Annotated in this window: 12 protein-coding genes; 3 read left to right on the top strand and 9 right to left on the bottom strand. The window is 69.2% G+C overall.

Annotation, left to right across the window (positions count from 1 at the left end):
- Positions 1-121: 121 nt before the first annotated feature.
- Entirely contained in the window at positions 122-1405 is a 1284-nt protein-coding gene (locus ACFXJL_RS32395; protein ID WP_384698486.1) for a cation:proton antiporter, read from the bottom strand.
- Between the two features lie 205 nt (positions 1406-1610).
- Here ACFXJL_RS32395 and ACFXJL_RS32390 point away from each other — a divergent pair, with 205 nt between their 5' ends.
- Both ACFXJL_RS32390 and ACFXJL_RS32385 read left to right on the top strand, forming a co-directional pair.
- On the top strand, positions 1611-3185 hold the full coding sequence (locus ACFXJL_RS32390) for a tryptophan halogenase family protein (RefSeq protein ID WP_384698483.1): 1575 nt from the start codon (positions 1611-1613) through the stop codon (positions 3183-3185).
- A 58-nt stretch (positions 3186-3243) separates the two neighbouring features.
- Complete coding sequence (locus ACFXJL_RS32385) at positions 3244-3702, top strand: flavin reductase family protein (protein ID WP_384698480.1); 459 nt, start codon at positions 3244-3246, stop codon at positions 3700-3702.
- On the opposite strand, the gene ACFXJL_RS32380 is transcribed toward ACFXJL_RS32385, so the two are convergent.
- From ACFXJL_RS32380 to ACFXJL_RS32345, 8 genes are all read right to left on the bottom strand, one after another.
- The gene (locus ACFXJL_RS32380) at positions 3663-4472 is read right to left on the bottom strand and encodes an AfsR/SARP family transcriptional regulator (RefSeq protein ID WP_329025200.1); all 810 of its coding nucleotides are present in this window, start codon (positions 4470-4472) and stop codon (positions 3663-3665) included. The two genes, ACFXJL_RS32385 and ACFXJL_RS32380, sit on opposite strands and share 40 nt — an antisense overlap.
- Positions 4473-4529: 57 nt before the next feature.
- Positions 4530-5558, bottom strand: coding sequence for a methyltransferase (locus ACFXJL_RS32375; protein ID WP_358882241.1), 1029 nt, complete (start codon positions 5556-5558; stop codon positions 4530-4532).
- Positions 5559-5577: 19 nt separating this feature from the next.
- A complete protein-coding gene (locus tag ACFXJL_RS32370; protein ID WP_358882242.1) occupies positions 5578-6771 on the bottom strand; it encodes a cytochrome P450 in 1194 nt (397 codons plus the stop codon).
- Positions 6772-6800: 29 nt separating this feature from the next.
- Positions 6801-7946, bottom strand: coding sequence for a cytochrome P450 (locus tag ACFXJL_RS32365; RefSeq protein WP_358882243.1), 1146 nt, complete (start codon positions 7944-7946; stop codon positions 6801-6803).
- A gap of 133 nt (positions 7947-8079) precedes the next feature.
- Positions 8080-8757 (bottom strand): FMN-binding negative transcriptional regulator, encoded by a 678-nt coding sequence (locus tag ACFXJL_RS32360; protein ID WP_384698474.1) that lies wholly within the window; start codon positions 8755-8757, stop codon positions 8080-8082.
- A 375-nt stretch (positions 8758-9132) separates the two neighbouring features.
- Complete coding sequence (locus tag ACFXJL_RS32355; RefSeq protein ID WP_384698471.1) at positions 9133-12108, bottom strand: non-ribosomal peptide synthetase; 2976 nt, start codon at positions 12106-12108, stop codon at positions 9133-9135.
- 182 nt (positions 12109-12290) lie between these two features.
- On the bottom strand, positions 12291-13115 hold the full coding sequence (locus ACFXJL_RS32350) for an SDR family oxidoreductase (protein ID WP_384698489.1): 825 nt from the start codon (positions 13113-13115) through the stop codon (positions 12291-12293).
- A gap of 26 nt (positions 13116-13141) precedes the next feature.
- On the bottom strand, positions 13142-13891 hold the full coding sequence (locus ACFXJL_RS32345) for an alpha/beta fold hydrolase (RefSeq protein WP_358882246.1): 750 nt from the start codon (positions 13889-13891) through the stop codon (positions 13142-13144).
- 647 nt (positions 13892-14538) lie between these two features.
- Here ACFXJL_RS32345 and ACFXJL_RS32340 point away from each other — a divergent pair.
- Positions 14539-21135: an amino acid adenylation domain-containing protein gene (locus tag ACFXJL_RS32340; protein WP_384698468.1), complete on the top strand. Its 6597-nt coding sequence runs from the start codon at positions 14539-14541 to the stop codon at positions 21133-21135.
- The last annotated feature ends 9 nt before the right edge of the window (positions 21136-21144 follow it).

Raw genomic sequence — 21144 nt, 5'->3', positions numbered from 1 at the left:
GGGGATTTCCTCTGCCCCACCGCCGGTGGGCAAACCCGGGTTGCTACGGCCTTGGTGGGGGCTCCACCCCCGGCCCCGGGCCGGGGTCCCCCGCCCCAACAATGTCCTGCTGCGCACCCCATCAGCGCACCCCGTCGCCCTTTCGTACCGTGTGCGGCGGTAGCGCGGTCTGCCGGTGGCGCATCTCGGCGCGGTCCACGGCGAGCAGCGCGGGTCCCGTCATCGCGGTGGTGACCAGGGCCATCACCACCAGTGCCAGGAACAGCGGCGCGGTGAGCAGCCCCGCCTCGTACGCCGCGTGCAGCACGATCAGTTCGGTGAGGCCGCGCGTGTTCATCAGCGAGCCGATCCGCAGCGCGTCCCAGTGGCCCTGGCCGCCGAGCCTGGCTCCCGCATAGCCCCCCACCGTCTTGCCGGCGATCCCGAGCACCAGGGCAGCCCCGATCAGGGTGATCGGGGCGGACCCGAACCCGGCGGTCAGCACGGTGATGCCGGTGACCACGAAGAAGACCGGCACCAGCGCCCGCCCGGCCCTGCTGACCCGCGCCACGGCGCTCTCCCAGCCATCGGTCACCGGCACGGCGAGACCGGCGAGCGCCGCCCCCAGGATCGCCGTCATGCCCAGGTGTTCCATCGCCGCCGCCATGCCCATCGCGATCCCGGCCGTCAGCAGCACCGGAACCCACGGCCTGCGGCACAGCACCTCCGCGACCCTCTTGCGCAGCACCAACCGCAGCAGCGCGGCGACCAGCACACCGCAGACGAACGTCGCCATCGCGCGCAGGAAGCCGGCGAGGCTCCCCGATCCCAGGCCGACCGCCACTGACAGCAACAGCCATGACACACAGTCGGTGACCAGGGCCGCAGTGAGCGAGAGTCGTCCCGCACCCGTGTCGAACATGCCCCGATCGGTGAGGATGCGCGCGAGCACCGGGACGGCCGTGACCGACAGCGACACCGCCAGGACCAGCACCAACGCGGCGGTCGGTGCGGTGCCGCGCACTGCCTCGTCATCGGTCAGCAGCACCCATCCCGCCAGCAGTGCACCCGTTCCCAGCGCGGGCACCAGCGCGCCCGCGCTCACCCAGGCGGCAGCTCGCCCCATCCGGGCGGGGGCCCCGCTGCGTAATTCGTGGGTGAGACCGACCAGGAACAGCACCAGGCCCGCCTGCGCCGTCAGTTTGAGCACCGACAGCACCTCCTTCGGTACCACCGCATCGAAGGTGTCGTGCCCCAGGAGCCAGACCGCCGCGGGGCCGGCGAGCAGTCCTGCCGTCAGCTCCCCGACGACTTCGGGCTGATGGGCCTTTCGCGCCGCAAAACGGCCGGCGGCGACGACGAGAAGCACCCCGCAGAGCACTGCGAGCACATGTCCCATCCGAATGAAGAACTCAGCGGAACTCACCGAATCACCTTCCTAACTACCGCCGTGGGCAGCGGATTCAGGGGAATAGGGCGATTCAGTATCGCTCGCATGATGGTGTGCTGCGGCGACTATTTCGGATTGATAGCACTGCCATAGATTCCAGATAGTCCGGCAGAGCAGACTCGTGACCGACAGGCGGGGTCCAGCCCCGCGTCGTGCCCAGCCATGTGAATTGAGGTGTGACGTGAGCGCGCAGAGTCCCAATAGGATCGTCATTGTCGGTGGCGGAACCGCCGGCTGGATGACCGCCTCCTATCTGAAGGCGGCATTCGGTGATCGGGTTTCCATCACGCTCGTCGAGTCCGGCAAGGTCGGCACCATCGGCGTCGGCGAGGCAACCTTCAGTGACATCCGGCACTTCTTTGAATTCCTCGACCTGAAGGAAGAGGAATGGATGCCGGCCTGCAACGCCACTTACAAGCTGGCCGTCCGATTCCAGGACTGGAGACGGCCCGGCCATCACTTCTACCACCCGTTCGAGCAGTTGCGGTCCGTCAACGGCTTTCCGCTGACCGAATGGTGGCTCCAGAACGGACCCACCGACCGGTTCGACAAGGACTGCTTCGTCATGGCGTCGCTGTGCGACGCCGGCCGTAGCCCACGGCAGCTCGACGGGACCCTGCTGGACGAGAGCGGAAGTGACGGGCTCGACAAGCCCATCGGTCTCACGATGTCGGAGCACCAGGGGAAGACCCAGTTCCCGTACGCCTATCACTTCGAGGCCGCGCTGCTCGCGAAGTTCCTCACCGGATACTCCGTCGACCGCGGCGTACGGCATCTCGTGGATGACGTACTCGACGTCCGGCTCGACGAGCGCGGCTGGATCGACCATGTCGTGACACAGGATCACGGCGAACTCCACGGGGATCTCTTCGTCGACTGCACGGGGTTCCGCGGCGTTCTGCTCAACCGTGCACTCGATGTGCCCTTCATCTCGTACCAGGACACACTGCCCAATGACAGTGCGGTGGCCCTCCAAGTGCCACTTGACATGAAGAAGAATGGTATCCGTCCCTGTACGACGGCAACGGCCCAGGATGCCGGATGGATATGGACGATACCGCTCTTCGGCCGGATCGGAACCGGATACGTCTATGCCAAGGACTACCTCTCGCTGGAGGAGGCCGAGCGTACCCTGCGTGAATTTGTGGGGCCGGCGGGTGCCGAGGCAGAGGCGAATCATATTCGTATGCGCATCGGCCGGAGCCGCGAATCCTGGGTGAACAACTGCGTGGCCATCGGTCTTTCCAGCGGATTCGTCGAACCGCTGGAATCGACAGGGATCTTCTTCATTCACCATGCCATCGAGCAGTTGGTACGGCATTTCCCGGCCGCCGACTGGAATCCCAAGCTGAGGGGCTTGTACAACTCGGCCGTCGCCAATGTGATGGACGGCGTACGGGAATTCCTCGTCCTCCACTACAAGGGCGCCGCGCGCAACGACACCCAGTACTGGAAGGACGCCAAGACGCGGGACGTGCCCGACGCGCTGGCCGGACGTCTGGAAGCGTGGCAAGCGCGGCTGCCGGGATCCGAGGATGTCTTCCCCTACTACCACGGGCTGCCGCCGTACTCGTACAACTGCATCCTGCTCGGCACCGGCGGCATCAAGCCTCCGCCGTCGCCCGCGCTGTCCCTCACCGATGAGAAGTCGGCGCAGAAGGAGTTCGCGGCCATCCGTGACAAGGCGCGGCACATGGTCGACAGACTGCCTTCGCACTACGACTACTTCGCGCGGATGCGAGGGCTCGATGCCTGATCGGACCGGCTCGATCACGCGATCGGCCGGTCGGGCCACGCCGGACGGGTTCCGCTCGATGATGAGCGGCTTCCCGACCGGCGTGGCGGTAGTCACCGCGACCGATTCGCAGGGTCGGCCATGGGGCATGACGTGCTCGTCGCTGTGCAGCGCGACACTGGATCCGCCGACCCTGCTGGTGTGCCTGCGCGCCGCGAGCCCGACGCTGGCAGCTGTTGTGAGCAGCGGTGGGTTCGCGGTGAACCTGCTGCACGACGGCGCGCAGGCCACCGCGGAACTGTTCGCATCGGGCTGTCAGGACCGCTTTGACCGCGTCGGCTGGTTTCAGGACGAGGCCGACGCGGGCCCGCATCTATGGACGGACGCACATGCCGTGGCGGACTGCGAGGTCGAGCGGACCGTGCCGGTCGGGGACCATGTGCTGGTGTTCGGCCGGGTGCTGACCGTGGAACAGCGCCCGGACCTGCTGCCGCTCCTCTATGGCCTGCGCCGGTACAGCAGTTGGCCCGTCGCCTGACGGCAGCACAGCCGCTCACGGCCGTGGGCTCCCGTCACAGTGGGGTCCTCCGCCGTGAGGATCGCGTGGTGCACCTCGCGCAGCAGCACCCCCGGTCCCACTCCGAGTTCCTCGGCGAGCATCCGTCTGCTGTCCTCATAGAGCGCCAGCGCCTCGGCCTGGCGGTCGCAGCGGTAGAGCGCGGTCATCAGTTGGGCCCGGAAGCGCTCGCGCAGCGGGTACTGGCCCACCAGGCGGGTCAGTTCCGGCAGTACCTCGGCGTGCCCGCCGACCGCGAGATCTGCTTCGATGCGGCTCTCCAGCACGGAGATCCGCGCCTCCTCGATGCGTGGTCGTTCGGCGTTGGTCAGATACTCCGAGACATCGGCGAGCGTCGGCCCGTGCCACAGGGCCAGCGCGGACCGCAGCAGCCGACGAGCCTCCTCGTACGCGCCCGCGGCCAGCGCCCCCTGGCCGCGCTTGGCCAGCTTCTCGAAGTCGACGAGGTCGAGCGACGCGGTGCTGATCTCGATCCGATAGCCGGGAGAGCGACGAACGATGTTCGCACCACCCACCGTCTTCCGCAGTCGGGAGACGTAGTTGTAGATCTGGGCGTTGTGCGTCCCGGGTGGTCGCGAGCCCCACAACAGAGAGGTCAGATCGGTGTCGGAGAGGAAACCGGTCTCGGTGAGGAGCAGGGCCGCCAGCACGGTCCGCTGCTTCTCACCGTCCAGGGGAATCGTGGTGCCTCCGTCCCGTACTTCGACCGGACCCAGAATGCGGTACTCCATCTCACGGCCTCACAGACGACTCGGGTCGGGTCGGGATCACGAAGAGCGGAGGACCCGCTATACGCCGGGCGTCCCCTCGATGAGGTGGTAGTCCGGCATCCCGGGCTCCAACTTCATGCTGGTCTGCGCGGTGAGCGTGAAGCCCGCGCCCGCCAGCAGCGCCCGGAACTCCTCAGCGGTCCGCTCTCTGCCGCCGGCGTACACGAGGTTGTTGAGGTCCGTCATTCCGTAGGTGGCGGAGTCCTCCGGCGTGAGGACGGCGGGGACCACGGTCTCCACGATCACCACCCGGCCACCGGGCGCCATCGCCGCACGGCAGTTGCGCAGGATCGCCGTGGCCTGGTCGTCGTCCCACTCCCGCAGCACATGGGCGAGGAGATAGACGTCGGCGCCCGGCGGAGCGGAGTCCAGGACATCGCCCTCCCGGACGTCGGCCCGGTCCGCGACGCCGGCCCCGGCCAGTGCGGCAGCCGCGCGCTCCAGCGCCTCGGGCCCGTCCTGCACCACACCGCGAAGACCGGGCACCGCGGTCAGTACCGCGGTCAGCAGGGTGGCCTCGTCGCCGCTGAGGTCGGCGACCGTACGGAACCGGGAGAAGTCGTAGGCCGCGGTGACCCCGGCGGTGAGCACCTGGTTGCCGAGGACCTTGGCGGCGCGGAACTTCTCGGCCAGCTGCGGGTCGCGCATCAGCGCCTCGTGGGCGGTGAGACCCGTCGCGGGATTCCTGGGCGGCTGTCCGCTGCGCAGCACCTGCGGCAGATCCCCCCAGGCGCGCCACAGTTCGGGCATGGCCGAGAGCAGGATGTCGTCGCGCAGCGAGCCGGGTGTGCCGGTGATCAGCTGCCGGCCCGATGCGGTGAGTTCAAACCGTTCGGCGTCCAGTTGGGCGACCACGCCGAGGCCCACCAGTGCGCGCAGCAGCCGAAGGGCCGCGACCGGATCGGCGCCGGTGCGCTCGGCTGCGTCCCGGTGGTCCAGCGGACCGTCGGCGAGCGCGTCGGCGAGGCCGAGCTCCGTCGCGGTGTAGAGGATCTGGGCCGGAATGTACCCGAAGGACAACTGCGCCAGCGGTTCCTCGATCGTCACGGGATCCTCCCCAGGGGGGTCATGAGGTCTGTAGGTGGAGGGAGTTGACGCCGATCATGTCGGCGGTGGGGAAGAACCCCGGCGGTCTGTCCGGGTCCGTGCGGAGCACCGGGAAGCGGTCCAGGAGCTTGTTGAGCGCGACCCGGCCCTCCAGCTGGCTCAGGGCGGCGCCGATGCAGTAGTGGATGCCCCGGCCGAAGCCGAAGTGCGGGTTGGGACTGCGCGTCGGGTCGTAGACGCCGGGCCGCTCGAAGGTGCGCGGGTCACGGTTGGCGGCGCCCAGCCACAGCTGGACCAACTGGTCCTTCGGAATGAGCTGTCCACCGAGCCGCACTTGTCTGGTGGTGCCTCGGGCGAGCGCGGCCGACGGTGGCAGTGTCCGCAGGGCCTCCTCGATAGCGCCCGGGACCAGCGATCTGTCCTTGCGCACCCGGGCGAACTCATCGGGCTCGGCGTCCAGGCACAACACGGTGTTGCCGAGGAGCATCGTGGTGGTGATGTGCCCGGTGACCAGCAGGATGTTGGCGACGTTCACGACTTCGTTGTCGGTGAGCCGCTCGCCGTCGGCCTCGGCCAGGGCCAGGTGCGTGAGCAGGTCCTGCTGCGGGTTGCGGCGGCGGTCGGCGACATGTCCGGCCAAATATTCGAGCAGGGGTTGCAACCGGTCCGTGGCATCGCGCAGGTCCTGCTCGCCCTGTTCGCTGTCGTCGAGGAACGAGGCTCCGCTGAAGCCCTCGATGATGTTGTCGGCCCACTTCTTGAACAGGTCGCGGTCGCTGTCGGGAATTCCGAGGAGCTCGGCGATGACGATGACCGGCAGCGGATACGCCAGTTCGGCGACGAGCTCGATCTCGGACTTGCCGTCCATGTCGGCGATCAGCCCGTCGGTGATCTCCGCGATGCGCGGTTCGAGACCGGCAATCAGCCGGGGCGTGAAGGCGCGACTGACCAGTCCGCGAAAGGCCCGGTGCCGGGGCGGGTCCATCTGGGACATGTCGCCTTCGAGGAGCGAGGGGTCGACACTCACGGGCAACAGCCGCGCGGTGTCGGACGAGAACACCTCGGGGGTGCTGAGCACCTCCTGGATCTCGGGGTGGCCGTACACGCACCACATGCCCAGCTCTTCGTCAAACTGCACGGGGGACGCGGGGCGTTCGCCGCGCAGCCAGCGGTGTCCTGGGTGCACGTTCCACCGGTCGACCACCGTCGTCATCGGGATCACTCTTCTTCCGGGGTAGGGGCTCAACCGTTCAGCACGGGGAGCCTGGCCACGCCAGTGGCATCCACCACGTGCCCGAACTTCGGCGGGTCGGCAGGGTCCGTACGCAGCTTGGGAAGCCGGTCAAGCAGGATGTTCGTCGCGGACTTGGCCTCAAGTCGCGCCAGCCGTCTGCCCATGCAGAAGTGGACGCCCCGGCCGAAGCCGAGGTGTGCATTGGGGGAACGGGCGGCGTCGAAGGTGTCCGGGTCGGTGAAGACCCGCCCGTCTCGGTTGGCCGCGCCGCACCACGCCATGACCATCTGGTCCTTGGGGATGAGCTGTCCCGCGACCTCCACCTCGGTGGTGGACACCCGCATGACACCGGCGAGCGGGCTGAGGAAGCGCAGGGACTCCTCGATCAGGGCCGGTACGAGCGAGCGGTCCGCGCGCACCCGCGCCGCCTGGTCGGGGAACTCCGCCAGGCACAGCACCGTGTTGCCGATGAGCAGTTCGGTGGTGTGGTGTCCATTGATCAGCATGCGGTTGGCGATGTTGAACACCGCTCCGTCGGATAGCCGTTCGCCCTCGAACTCGGCGTGGACGAGATGGCTGAGGAGGTCCTCCCGCGGCTGCTTCCTGCGCTCCGCGGCCTGCTCGGCCCAGTAGTCCCGCATCTCACGCAACAGCCCGAACTGGTCGTCCATCGCGGCTTCCTGCTCCCGGATGCTGTCCGGCGAGTCCAGCTCCCCCGCGTCGTCGAGCAGCCCGTGCATCCAGCCCTTGAACAGATCACGGTCGCTCTTGGGCACGCCCAGCATGTCCGAGATCACCGCGACCGGAAGAGGGTTGGCGAAGTCGGCGACCATGTCGAAGGAGTCCCGGTGCTCCAGCTCGTCGATCAGTTCGTGGACGATCTCGTCCACCCGGGGCTGAAGGTCGGCGACGAGCTTGGGGGTGAAGGCGAAGTCGACGAGGCCCCGCAACTTGCGGTGCTGCGGTGGGTCCATCTGCGCGAAGTCGCCCTCCTTGACCCACTCCTCGACCTCGACGTTCACCAACCGCCATCCGTCGTTGGAGAACAGCTTGGGCTGGGTGAGGACTTCGATCGCCTCGGGATAGCCGTAGACCATCCACATTTCCAGCTCTTCGTTGTACTCGACAAGCTGATCCGGGCGCTTTCCAGTCAACCAGAAATGGTCCGGATGAATATCCCACTGATCGACGGACGTAGGCACGGAATATATCCCTCCTGTGTGCGCAGGATTCGTTGGAAGGGGATGGGATTCGCAGCCCCAGTGTTCAAGCGGCGCCTTCCGCCTGTCAAGGTTGTCCTGGCGACGGGACACGCGCAGGGACGGAGGGAAGTCGGCCCATCATCGCGGCGATCTCACGCTGATTGCGCGAGGTTTCACCGGCGAACGAGCAGCGAACCCGTTCCCGGGTGCCGGATTCCTGCTCCTGACTCAGCTTGAACATCCCGTCGGCCTGCGAAACGGCAATACGGAACGCCCCTACTCCAGGCAGGATGCGACGGAAGTAGTCCACCGACTCCGACATGTCCCACCCCGCACCGAATCGGCCTTCCAGGGCACGGACGGTGGCCTTGACGGTCTCCAGGGTGTCCTCTTCCGAGTCGACTCTGCTCAGCAGCCCCCGGATATGAACGGCCGTGAAGTTCCAGGTGGGGGCGGCGGGAGTGGTCCCGTACACGGTCGGGGACACATAGCTGTGCGGCCCGCTGAACGCCACCACGACGGGGGTAGGCGACGCGAGGGCCGCCCATTGCGGATTCGCCCGGTTCATATGGCCCCACAGGGTGACTCCGGGCAGTTCGGACGGTAGATCTCTGAGTTGCGGATCGAGGATGACGGGCACATGCGTCGCGTACGGTGCAGCGCCCTCGTCACCGTTGCTGGACAACTGGGCCAGTGGATTTTCGCGCACCAGCTCGGCCATCCACGTCGCTTCGGGTTCACGGTACTGATCGGGAACAAACACGCATGACCCCTTTCCCGGAGTTGCAGGCGTTCTTGGCGTTCTTGGCGCGCCGAGAATAGTTTGTCGGCCGCTCCTGCGGCTACCCCACTGCTGGTCGCCAAGGGTTGGAGAATCTTATTTCTCCGGATGACTGAACTGATGTGCTCTGTGTGCTCTGCATTGCATGGAGCGGACGCGAAATTTCTTGTACTCACTGCTCCCACAGCGGGCAGCAGAGAAATGCCCCACCACCCGAATTCCCACGTACGGCGTGCCACAAGGGTTCATGGACGGCCCCATCTCACGGCGAAGGGCCGGCCGGTCGGGCCACTTCGACGCCCCCGTGCCATCCACTCGCCGGGACACGGCGTCGCCCTCATCGCCCCTGTCCTCGTCCTAGGACGAGCGCTGCTCCACGAGCCGGATGAACTGCCCCGCCGTCGAGTTGGCGTAGAAGTCGCGCGGCGTCACTCCGGGCAGCCCCTGTTCGCGCATCTCACTCAGGACCCGCACCACCAGCAGCGAATTGCCGCCCAGTTCGAAGAAGTTGTCGTCGGCCATCACCTCCCTCCGCAGACAGCGGCTCCAGACGCCCAGGACTGCATCAGCGAGTCCACCAGCCCCATCGGGCGTATCCGCCGCCGTCCGCTGCCGACCCGGACGACCCGCATGACCCACCACAGGCTCCGGCAGCCGTGCGACGTCAGGCTTTCCGTTCCCGGTGAGCGGCACCGATGCGATCTGGGTGAGCGTCGCGGGCGTCATGTAGTCGGGCAGGATGCGGCTGGCCTCGTCCAGGATGCGCCGGGTGTCCACTTCCCGCCCGTCCGTCGCGGAGACGACGTACGCGTCGATCCGGCTGCTCGCCGGGTCACCGGGCACCGTCTCCCTGACGACGGCCACGGCAGCCCCGACCGCCGGGTCGTCCAGGAGCACCGACCGGATCTCGTCCAGTTCGATGCGATGTCCGCGGATCTTCACCTGGCTGTCGAGCCTGCCGAGGTGGTCGAGCGTGCCGTCGGGGTGCAGCCGGCCCCTGTCCCCGCTCCGGTAGAGCCGGTCCCCGGTGACCGGGTCCATGACGAATCTCCGTGCCGTCAGCTCCGGTTGGCCGAGGTAGCGGTCCGCGACCCCCGCCCCGCCGACGTAGATCTCCCCTGCCGCACCCGGCGGCAGCACTCGTCCGGTGTCGTCCCGCACGGACACCGACCAGCCGGGCAGTGCCGCGCCCACCGAGCGGGACCGCTTCAGTACGTCCGCGGGAGTAATGGTCCGCGCGGTCACGTGCACGGTCGTCTCGGTGATGCCGAACATGTTCACCACCCGGCACCGCGAGGGCGAGTGCCGGGCGAACCACGGTCCCAGCACCCGTACGTCCAGGGACTCACCGCCGAAGACCAGCAGTCTGACGGGCATGGCGCCCCGTTCCTGCCCGTCGATGCGGGCCAACTGGGCGAAGGCGGAGGGGGTCTGGTTGAGGACCGTCACTCCGTGTCGGGCGATCAGTCGATAGAACGCGTGGGTGTCCCTGGCCACCCAGTAGGAGACGACGACAAGACGTCCGCCGGTCAGCAGACAACCCCAGATCTCCCACACCGAGAAGTCGAAGGCGCTCGAATGGAAGAGCGTCCACACGTCGTCTGGCCCGAGCCCGAAGTCGGCGGTCGTGGCGTCCAGCAGCGCGGCCACGTTCCGGTGGGGCACGACCACGCCCTTCGGCCGTCCTGTCGACCCCGAGGTGTAGATGACGTACGCATCGTCGTCGGCGCTCCCGGGATCCGACCGCACTCCGTCGGCTCCCGGGTCCAGCGCCGGGGTGCTCAGCTGCCCCAGGGGGACGGCACGGACACCGCCGACCGGTGGGAACCCCGAGTCATCGCCGCGGACGATCACATGCGCCAGCGATGCGTTCTCACAGATGTAACCCACGCGTTCCGCCGGGTAGTTCACATCGATCGGGACGTAGGCGCCGCCCGCTTTCAGCACGCCGAGCAGTGCGACGACCAGGGAGGCGTCCCGGTCCAGGAACACTCCGACCCGGGTGCCCCGTCGCACCCCGAGCGCGTACAGTCCCGCAGCGACCCGCTCCGCCCGCTCGTTGAGCTGCCGGTATGTCAGCTGTCCGGTGTCGTCCACCAGCGCCACCGCGTCCGGGCGCTGGTCGGCCACCTCGGCGAAGATCGTGTCGATGCGGCGCGGGGGCACGAGGGGTCCGTCGGTGCGGTCGGCGCCGCCGAGGCGGAGGATCTGTCCGGTGTCCTTCGGACCGACGAACGGTACGTCGGTCAGCGAGAGGGCCGGGGCCTTCCCGGTGCCGCCTCCGACCTCCGCGAAGTGCACGGCGAGGCGTTCGACGGACGCACAGAACAGCTCGACCACCCTGGGTGCGAACGTCCCCTCGTCGAACCAGCACTCCGCCTCGTACGTACCGTCCTTCCCCTCCCTGCCGAACACCGTGAGCGGGAAGAGGGGTGCCTGACACGGTAGGTAGTGGCGGTCGGCGCGTGCGGTGTGCAGCACGACGCCGACCGGGGGCGGTTCCTGAGCGGTCTCCGCGTCCGTTCCGGTATGGGTGTCGGTGTCCACACCTGTGTCCGCGTCCGTGTCGGTGATGTGCAGGACCTCGGGGCGGTCGGAACCGTGCACGGTGTCCAGGCGCCCGACGCCGACCGTGCCCGTGCCGCTGTACCTGGCCAGGGTGTGCGCCACGGCGGCCAGCAGCACCTGCCCGTCCACCTCGGGCCCATCGGGGAGGTGCAGCGCACGGGTACCGATCAGACCGGCGCGCCCGGGGTCTCCGAGCCCCCACGGAACGAGGGGCGCGGCACCGGGATCGTCTCCCCTGCCGGTGCCGGCATGGGCATGGGCTCCGGCTCCGGCTCCGGCTCCGGCTAACGCATCCGCCGCTGTGGCCCCGTACACCAACAGATCGGCCACCGCGTTCAGCACGGCCTGTGGCACCCGCCCCCGATCGGCGACGAGCAGCAGGTCAGCGGGCCCGTCCTCGTACCTCAGGAGCAGTGTGCGCAGCGGTACCCGGCCGCACCCCACCGGGCGCAGCGCTTCCCGCAGCGCCCGGTCCCGTGCTGCTGCCGCGGCGTACTCCCCGGGCACCCTGGTCTCCCACAGCCGCGCCCCGCGCAGCGCGGGCCACCGTTCGACGGCCTCGGCCAGGGCATGGTGCAGTGCTGCGGTGTCGACAGGAGCCGGGAGACGCAGGACGAGCGCGTGTCCCGAGCGGCCCAGGTCGGTGATCGGGCGGCCGGACGGGGACGGTAGGTGCCCCGGCTCGGCCGTCGAGGCCGTCGAGGCCGTCGGCGGTCGGTCCTGGCCCTCGGCGCTTGCTGATCGTCTCTTCGCGGCTGTCGCCATGCTTGCGGCCTCCTGCGGGCTGGGGACGAGTTACGGAACTCAGCGGGCGCTCTCGCGCGATCTCTCCGCCCGGAGTGGGTTGTCGCCGACCGTTCGGGCGCCTCGCCGGGTGCAGTGCCGATGTGCACCACGGACGCAGTAGAACGCCTCCCGTGGGCGGGGCAGGGCCGGATCGGTCGGTCTCATCGGCTGGAGAATCCGCCGTCGACGGTGACCGTCGTGCCGGTCACCTGCCGGGAGTCGTCACCGGCCAGCCAGATGGCGGCCCCCGCGACGCTGGACGTTTCGACGAGCGCGTTCGTCGGTTGGTCGCGCAGGAAGACCTCTTCGTGACCGTCGACCGGGACGTCCAGCGCACGGGCTATCTCCGAGAGCATCCGTCCCTCGACGAGCGGGTTGTCGCGCACGGAGCCGGGACAGATCGCGTTGACGCGGATGCGGAACGGCGCGTAGTCGAGTGCTGCGGCCTTCGTCAGGCCCACCAGACCGTGCTTGGCCGTCACATAGGCGGCGAAGTTGCGGTAGCCGACGATTCCCGCGGTCGAGGAGACATTGATGATGCTGCCCGAGCGCGCTCCGACCATCGAAGGAGCCACGGCCTTGATCATCCGCCAGGTGCCATTGAGGTTGGTGTCCAGCATCAGCAGCCAGTCCGCCTCGCTGATCTCGTGCACGGGGCGGCCCGAAGGCGCGGCGATCCCGGCGTTGTTGACCAGCACGTCGATGGCACCGAAGCGGTCCAGGGCCTCGTCGACCGCCTCCCCCACGCGCGCCGCATCACGAACATCGACCGCGGCGGCGATGACGGAGCCGCCCTGTTCCTCACACATGCGTGCCGTATCAGCCAACTGATCCCGGCTGCCCAGCGGATATCCGACGCCCTCGATGTCATGGCCGATGTCGAGCAGCAACAGATCGGCGCCCTCGCGGGCGAATCTGCCGGCACACTCCCGGCCGAGACCGCGCGCTGCGCCTGTGATCACTGCGACTTTGCCCTTGAGCAGCATGTCCACGGCCTCCGTTCGGGGCTCCGTCACTGTCCGGCGATGGTGCGCAGCAGTTCGGCGGGCGAGTCAGCCAGATACATATGGCCGCCGGGAAGCTCGACGTACCGGAATTCCGCGCTGGTGGCGGTGCGCCACTGGCGGGCGTGTTCGGCGGAGACCAGGGCGTCGTCGACACCACGCAGTGCGGTGACCGGCACCCGCAGCGGCTCGTCGGTGGCCGGTTTGTAGTTCTCGTGCATGGCCACGTCGGCACGGAGCACGGGAAGCAGCAGATCGCGCAGGTCGGGATTGTCGAAGGCTTGGTGCCTGTAGCCGGCGAACTCCTGGACGCGCTCCAGGAACTCATCGTCACTGAGCCCTGTCGCCCGGGCGTCGCGACCGCTCCACGGTCCTGGTGAGCCGCTGACGTAGACATGAGTGAGCCCGGGGTGGCCGAGCCGGGCCAGCTCATGGGCCAGCTCGTAGCTCAGTACGGCTCCGAGGCTGTGGCCGAACAGCGCGAAGCTCGCCACACCTGCGGTGAGATCGACGACGAGGGGGGCGAGCCGGGTGGCGGCCTCGGCCGCGTCGGTGAACGGTGCGTCGATGAACTGTTCCTCGCGGCCGGGAAGTTGTACGGGCAGGATCGCAACGCCCGGCGTCGGGCTCTGTGCCCAGGCCCGGTAGAAGCCGGCACCGCTCCCGGCGAAGGGCAGGCACACCAGGGGCAGGACATCCGTTTCGGGCTCCGCTGCCGACCTTGACCCTGTTTCTGGAAAGGGGAGTGATGACGCCATGGGGCTTCCTCGTTCTTTCTCGAAATCGGAATGAGAACGATGCCGAAACAGCCTCCGGCCGACACCGGAAAGCGCGTCGCGTACGGAATCCGTGCAGCCGCCGTTCAACGGCTGCGGGACCGGGTGGCGGTCGGAATGGCAGGTGCCGTCCACTCGGCCGCTGCCTTTTCCAGAGGCTAACCGAGGCGGTGAATGCCGTGCAATCGGGCATTGCCCCTGCCCCGGGGTGGAGTTGGGCGGCGCCTGCCCGTGTCCGCGACGCGCGGGTGGGGGTCCGCTCCGTTGTCCTGTCGACAGGACGCGGCCGGAGCTGTCCTTTGTCCTGCCGACGGGACAGGGCCGGAGCCCCGGAGCCGGTCCCGTGGGACCGACGCACGCTTGACCCCGGTAGCTCCCAGGGATGAAGCTGGGGTGGTCCCGGGGCTCTGTGCTGAGCCTTGCGGGAGTCACATCCCGGAAATCCAGCTGGGTTTCCCGAGGATTCACATCGGCGGTGTGTCATCGCCGTATCCGATATTGACTATTGATGTCGCGGACATCAGCGCAACGCCAATCGATTCTCCGAATCCACTTGCTCGGGTGGGGTGATGCACGTGCGTGATCCGGTGGAGCCGTACCGGTCGCTGAAGGGTTCTGAAGATACGGCGATGCCGGTCCCCGGTAGGACGATTCCCGCGCTTTTCGCACTGCGGGTCGAGGAGGCTCCGGAGGCGACCGCGATCGTGGCGGGCGACCGCGGGCTCACCTATCGGGAGCTCGATGTCCGTTCCGACCGGGTGGCCACCGAGTTGCGGCGGCGCGGGGTCGGTGCCGAGTCGCTCGTGGCGGTCGCGCTGCCGAGATCGTTGGAGCTGGCGGTGGCCCTGCTCGGGGTGCTGAAGGCCGGCGCCGCGTATCTGCCGGTCGATCCCGACTATCCGGCGCGGCGCGTGGAGTTCATGGTGCACGACGCACATCCCGTCCTGCTGCTCACGGACGCGGGCGCAGTGGAGGGCTTTCCCGACGACCTTCCCCGGGTGGGGCTGGCCGAGCTGGAGCGGGATGGACAGGGGCCGGAGCCGGAGCCGGTGCGGCACCCCGAACGGCTCGCCTATGTGATCTACACCTCGGGGTCGACGGGGACGCCCAAGGGAATCGGCATCACCCACCGCGATGTGGTCGGCCTGGCTGCGGACGAACGCTGGCAGGGCAGCGCGCACGCTCGGGTACTGCTGCACTCCCCACTGTCCTTCGACGCCTCGGTGTACGAGTTGTGGGTGCCGCTGCTGAACGGCGGCCAGGTCGTCGTGGACCCCGCGGCCGACCTCACCCCGGTGTCGCTGGCCGCCCTCGTGGAGCGCCACGGCATCACCGTCGTCTTCGTGACCAGTGCCTTGTTCAGCCTTCTCTCGAAGGAGGACCCGCACTGCTTCGCCGGGCTCCACGAGGTGTGGACGGGCGGGGAGCGGGTCTCACCGCAGGCAGTGGGCAGGGCCCAGGACTCCTGCCCGGAGACGCAGTTCATCAATGTGTACGGGCCCACGGAGACGACGGTCTTCGCGACCGCCCATCCGGCCGCCCCCGGTACGGCCGCCGAGGCGGACATACCCATCGGGCGGCCCCTGCACGCGATGAGCGCCCATGTGCTGGACGATGGGCTGCGGACTGTGGCACCTGGCACACCGGGTGAGCTGTACCTCTCGGGCATCGGCGTGGCCCGCGGCTATCTGAGCCGGTCGGCGGGGACGGCGGAACGCTTTGTGGCCTGTCCGTTCGGCCCCCCGGGTGAACGGATGTACCGCACCGGAGATGTGGTGCGGACCACCCCCGGGGGCGAACTGGTGCACATGGGCCGCACGGATGCGCAGGTCAAACTGAGGGGCTTCCGCATCGAACCGGGTGAGATCGAGGCGGTACTGCTGTCGCACCCGGGAGTGGGCCAAGCAGTGGTCATGGTCCGCGAGGGCGCGGCAGAGGGCCCGGGCAGACAACTGGCGGGGTACGTGGTCCCCCGTGCGGCCACGGCACGACCATGCACCGACGCCACCGCCCGTCCCGCTGACTACACCGACGACACAGGCGACACCGACAACACCGACAACAACAACTACACCGAGTCCGCCGCGCCCGGTAGCCCGGAGTTCGCGCTCGGGTCCGGCGTCTCAGCGAGCGAGCTGCGGGCCTATGTGACCGCCCGGCTGCCCGGGTTCATGGTGCCCGCCTCGTTCACGGTGCTGGAGGCTCTGCCGCTGACGCCCAACGGAAAGCTCGACCGGGACGCCCTGCCCGCCCCGGAGTTCAACGGCGGCGTCTATCGTGCTCCCGGCACCCCTGCCGAGGAAGTCATCGCGGGCCTGTTCGCCGAGGTGCTCGGGCTGGAGCGGGCCGGTGCCGACGATGACTTCTTCGCCCTGGGCGGCGACAGCATCCAGGCCATCCAGGTGGTCACCAGGGCCCGCGCCCAGCACGTGACGTTCAGTTCGCGCGAGGTCTTCCAGCTCCGGACGGTCTCCCGGCTCGCCGAGGCGGCCGTGGCCGCGGCCGATGAGCGGCCCGGGTGGGCGTCGGGACTCGCGGAGCTTCCCGGTGGCGGCGTCGGGGCGATGCCGTTGATGCCCGTCGCCCGGTGGGTCCAGGACCTCGGGCCCGGCTTCGACAGCCTCTCCCAGGCCGTCGTCCTCGAACTGCCGCGGGACATCGACGGGGAGTCCCTCGCAGCGACCGTGGCCGCGGTGGTCGACCGGCACGACCTGCTGCGTACGACACTGACGGCGGACGGGTTACTGACCGCTCCACCGGGATCTGTCGCCGTGGATCCGCTGATCAGACACGTCGACTGCGACGGAGACTGGGCGGCTTCGACCTGGCGGCAACTCCTGCTCGGTGAACTCGACGCCGCTGCAGCCCTCCTGGCCCCTGCAAAGGGCGTGGTCGCCCGATTCATCTGGTTCGACCCCGGCCCGAGCGCCGGCCCCGGGCGGCTGCTGGTGGTACTGCACCACCTGGTGGTCGACGGAGTGTCGTGGCGCATCCTGATGCCGGACTTCGCTGCCGCCTGGGACCGGATCAGAGTGGGGAAGCCCCCCGAGCTCCCCGCCGTGGGCACCTCCGTACGGCGCTGGGCCCACGCCCTCGTCGACGAGGCTGCCGCAGGGCGGGTCGCCGAACTGCCACTGTGGCAGTCGGTCGTAGCGGGCCCCGATCCGCTCATCGGCGCCCGGCGGCTCGATCCCGCCGAAGACCTCATGGCCACGGTGCACAAGACGCAGGTCCTGCTCTCCGTCGCCGTCACCGAGACCCTGCTGACGGTCGTACCGAAGGCGTTCCACGGCTCCACCGCTGACGCGCTGCTGGCCGCGCTCGCCCTCACCGCGGTCAAGTGGCGCCGGGAACGCGGAGTCGAGGAACCATCGACCCTGCTCAGGCTCGAAGGGCACGGCCGCGAGGAGGACGCGGTGCCCGGGGCGGATCTGGCCCGTACCGTCGGCTGGTTCACCAGCGTCTTCCCCGTCCGTCTCGACCTCGCGGGGATCGACGTGGACGAGGCGATCGCGGGCGGCCCCGCTGCGGGCTCGGTGATCAAAGCGGTGAAGGAGCAGATAGCCGCCATACCCGGCAAGGGCATCGGCTACGGACTGCTGCGCCATCTCAACGAGGAGACCGCCGCAACGCTGAGCGGCCACCCACTCGGTCAGATCGGGTTCAACTACCTCGGCCGGTTCTCCACCGCCGACATGCCCGAGGAACTACGCGGCCTCGGCTGGACCCAGACCGACGACCTCTCCGCCTTCTCCGAACTGGCGGAACTCGACGCGGGACATGCCGCGGACATGCCCGCCCTGTCCGAGGTCGACATCAACGCCATGGTCACCGACACCCCCGAGGGACCGCGTCTCGGCGCGCTGTTCGGAGCCCCCACGGGAATCCTGGCGCCAGAAGAGACCGAGCACATCGCGCAGTTGTGGCGCACCGCGCTGGAAGGGCTCGCGCGGCACGCCACCGCACCGGGCGCGGGCGGACTGACTCCGTCGGACGTACCGCTGGTCGAGGTGGGCCAGGGCGATCTGGAGAAGTGGGAACGCCGCTACCCCGGCATCGAGGACGTCTGGCCCCTCACCCCACTGCAAGCAGGGCTGCTCTACGAATCGCAGGCGGGCGGGCCGGGGTTCGACGCCTATCAGGTGCAGTACACCCTCCATCTGTCGGGTCCCGTCGTCCCGGCAAGGCTGCGGGCGGCCGGGCAGGCGCTGCTCGACCGGCACGCCGCCCTGCGCGCCGCGTTCGTGCCCGCGGCGACGGGAGACACGGTCCAACTGGTCGTCGAGGACGTTCAGCTGCCATGGCACCAGGTGGATCTGACGGATCTCTCGGGCGCCGAGCGTGACGCGGCGTTCGCCCGGCTGCTCTCCGATGACCTGGCGGAACGCTTCGACCCACAGGCGCCGCCCCTGCTGCGCCTCACGCTGGTCACCATGGAGCCCGGACGCTCCGAACTGGTTCTGACCGCACACCATGTGCTGTTCGACGGTTGGTCGATACCGCTGCTCGCCCAGGACCTGCTGCGACTGTACGGCTCGGGCGGGGACGCCTCCGCGCTGCCCCGGGCCCGCGGTTACCGGGACTTCCTGGCCTGGCTGTCCCGGCTGGACCGCGCCGCCTCGGCCCGCGCCTGGCAGGAGGAGCTCGACGGCTTCGACGAACCCGCGCTCCTCACACCGGCCCTCGGTTTCGCCCCGCAACCGGGAACGCAGCCGGAAACCACCAGCCACACCACCGAGAGCGGCGGTGTCAGCCAGTTCCAGGTGCCACTGGGCACCGACACCGCACGTGCCCTCGCCCGCCGTGCCGCGGAGCTCGGCGTCACCCTCAACACCGTCGTCCAGGGCGCATGGGCGATGCTGCTGGGACAGCTCACGGGCCGCCAGGACGTGGTGTTCGGAGCCACCGTCGCGGGCCGCCCGCCCGCGATCCCCGGCGTGGAGTCCGTGGTCGGGCTCTTCCTCAACACCGTGCCCGTACGCGTGAGATGCGCGCCAGGTGACACCATCGCAGCCGTCCTGACCGCACTCCACGCGCGACAGGGTGCGCTCCTGGACCACCATCACCATCCGCTGCACGAGATCCAGCGGGCCGCCGGCATCCCCGCGCTGTTCGACACCTATGTGGCGTTCGAGTCCTTCCCGCTCGACCGGGCCGGGATCACCGAGGCGAGCGAGGACGCAGGGATCAGCCTCGCCGGACTGCGGCCCTTCGCCACCACCCACTACCCGCTCTCCGTGATGGCGCTGCCCGCCGACGGCGGCGCCCCCCTGCGCCTGGTGTTGCAGTACCGGCGGGACGTCTTCGACCCCGCCACCGTGGACACCACCGCCCGACGCTTCGGACAGGTCCTACGGGACATCGCCGCCGACCCCGGGCAGCGCGTCGCCTCCGTCGACCTGCTGGACCCGGCCGAACACGACCGCGTCATAAGGGAGTTCAACGACACCACCACCGGCGACTTCCCGGTGACCGTCCCCGAGCTGTTCGACCGGCAGTCCCTGGCGACCCCGGAGGCCATCGCCCTCGTCGCCGGCGCCCAGACCCTGACGTACCGTCAACTGAGTCACCGGACGAACCGGCTCGCGCACGTCCTGCGCGGGTACGGCGCGGGCCCCGAGACACTCGTGGCCGTGGCCCTACCGCGCACGGCGGACCTGGTCGTCGCCCTGCTCGGCATCCTCAAGTCAGGCGCCGGATACCTTCCGGTCGATCCCAAGTACCCCTCCCACCGCCAGGAGTTCCTGCTCTCCGATGCCCGCCCGGCACTGGTCCTCACCGACCAGGACACCGGACGGAGTCTGCCCCCGGGCAACGTTCCCAGGCTGCACCTGGAGGACCTGGAGCGAGACGACGGCGAAGCTCCGGCCGGTCCCGGGCCCCGACCCGACAACGTGGCGTACGTGATGTACACCTCCGGGTCCACCGGCACCGCCAAGGGCGTCGCCATCTCCCACCGCAACATCACCAGCTGCCTGTCCGCGCTCGCCGCATCCCTGGACGTGGGACCCGGTGCCCGGATGCTGGCCGGGGCATCCGTCAACTTCGACGTGTCGGTGTTCGAGATCTTCTCCACGCTGTGCACGGGAGGTGTCGTCGAGATCGTCAGGGACATCCTGACGCTGGGCGAGCGCGACGGCTGGCGCGGCGACACCATCAGTACCGTCCCCTCGGCCTTCGCCGAACTCCTCGACCGGGTACCGGGCCGGATCAGTGCCAGGACCGTGATGCTGGCGGGCGAGGCCCTTCCCACCTCACTGCTGCGGCGCATCCGCGAGGCGATGCCCGGTGTCCGCGTCGTCAACGGCTACGGGCAGACCGAGACCTTCTACGCCACCACGTACGCCCTCGCCGGGAGCGACGAATGGGACGGTGACGCGGCCGGAGCCCCCATCGGGGCGCCCCTCGACAACGTCCGTGTGTATCTGCTCGGGGCCGGACTGCGGCCGGTGCCACCCGGTGTGGTCGGCGAACTCTACGTAGCGGGAGCCACCGTCAGCCGCGGCTACCGAGGACGCGCGCCCCTGACCGCGAGCCGCTTCGTGCCCGACCCGTTCGGGCCCGCGGGTGCACGCATGTACCGCACGGGAGACCTGGCGCGTTGGACCGCCGAAGGACAGCTCGCGTACGCCGGTCGTGGAGACGCCCAGGTCAAGATCCGCGGCGCCCGGCTCGAACCGGCCGAGGTCGAAGCGGCCCTGACCGCGCACCCCGACGTCGACCGGGCGGTCGTCACCGTCCAGGAGGGCAAGGAACCGGGGGCCTCCGGTCAGCTCGTGGCCTACGTGACCCCCGGTGGCAGCGCCGACGTTCTGCGCGCCTTCCTCACCGACAAGCTCCCCGACTTCATGGTGCCCGCCGCGTTCGTCGTCCTCGATGCGCTCCCGCTGATGCCGAACGGCAAGCTGGACCGCGCGGCGCTGCCCGAACCGCAGTTCACCGGCGGTGCCTACCGAGCACCGCGTGACGCCCGTGAAGAGACCCTGTGCCGGCTGTACGCGGAGACGCTCGGGACGGACCGGGTCGGCATCGACGACGACTTCTTCGCCCTGGGCGGGCACTCCCTGGTCGCGACCCGGCTGATCAGCCGGATCCGTGCGGAGCTCGGCCGGCAGGTCCCGGTCAGCACCGTCTTCCAACGTCCGACCGTCGCCGAACTGGCACGCGAGCTCGACGCCCTGGCCACCGCGAGCAGGCCCCGCCTGCGCCGAATGACCGACCGATGAGGAGACGCC

It is taken from the genome of Streptomyces sp. NPDC059256 (genome assembly GCF_042753785.1).
Lineage (GTDB): Bacteria > Actinomycetota > Actinomycetes > Streptomycetales > Streptomycetaceae > Streptomyces.
The sequence above is the reverse complement of the archived record's forward strand: the minus strand, read 5'-3'. Positions and strand labels throughout refer to the sequence as shown.

What these genes read in the sequence shown, in the direction of transcription:
- ACFXJL_RS32355 (WP_384698471.1), bottom strand. Translation starts at nt 12,108, where the DNA reads ATGGCGACAGCCGCGAAGAGACGATCAGCAAGCGCCGAGGGCCAGGAC.
- ACFXJL_RS32380 (WP_329025200.1), bottom strand. Translation starts at nt 4,472, where the DNA reads ATGGAGTACCGCATTCTGGGTCCGGTCGAAGTACGGGACGGAGGCACC.
- ACFXJL_RS32340 (WP_384698468.1), top strand. Translation starts at nt 14,539, where the DNA reads ATGCCGGTCCCCGGTAGGACGATTCCCGCGCTTTTCGCACTGCGGGTC.
- ACFXJL_RS32345 (WP_358882246.1), bottom strand. Translation starts at nt 13,891, where the DNA reads ATGGCGTCATCACTCCCCTTTCCAGAAACAGGGTCAAGGTCGGCAGCG.
- ACFXJL_RS32350 (WP_384698489.1), bottom strand. Translation starts at nt 13,115, where the DNA reads ATGCTGCTCAAGGGCAAAGTCGCAGTGATCACAGGCGCAGCGCGCGGT.
- ACFXJL_RS32385 (WP_384698480.1), top strand. Translation starts at nt 3,244, where the DNA reads ATGATGAGCGGCTTCCCGACCGGCGTGGCGGTAGTCACCGCGACCGAT.
- ACFXJL_RS32370 (WP_358882242.1), bottom strand. Translation starts at nt 6,771, where the DNA reads ATGACGACGGTGGTCGACCGGTGGAACGTGCACCCAGGACACCGCTGG.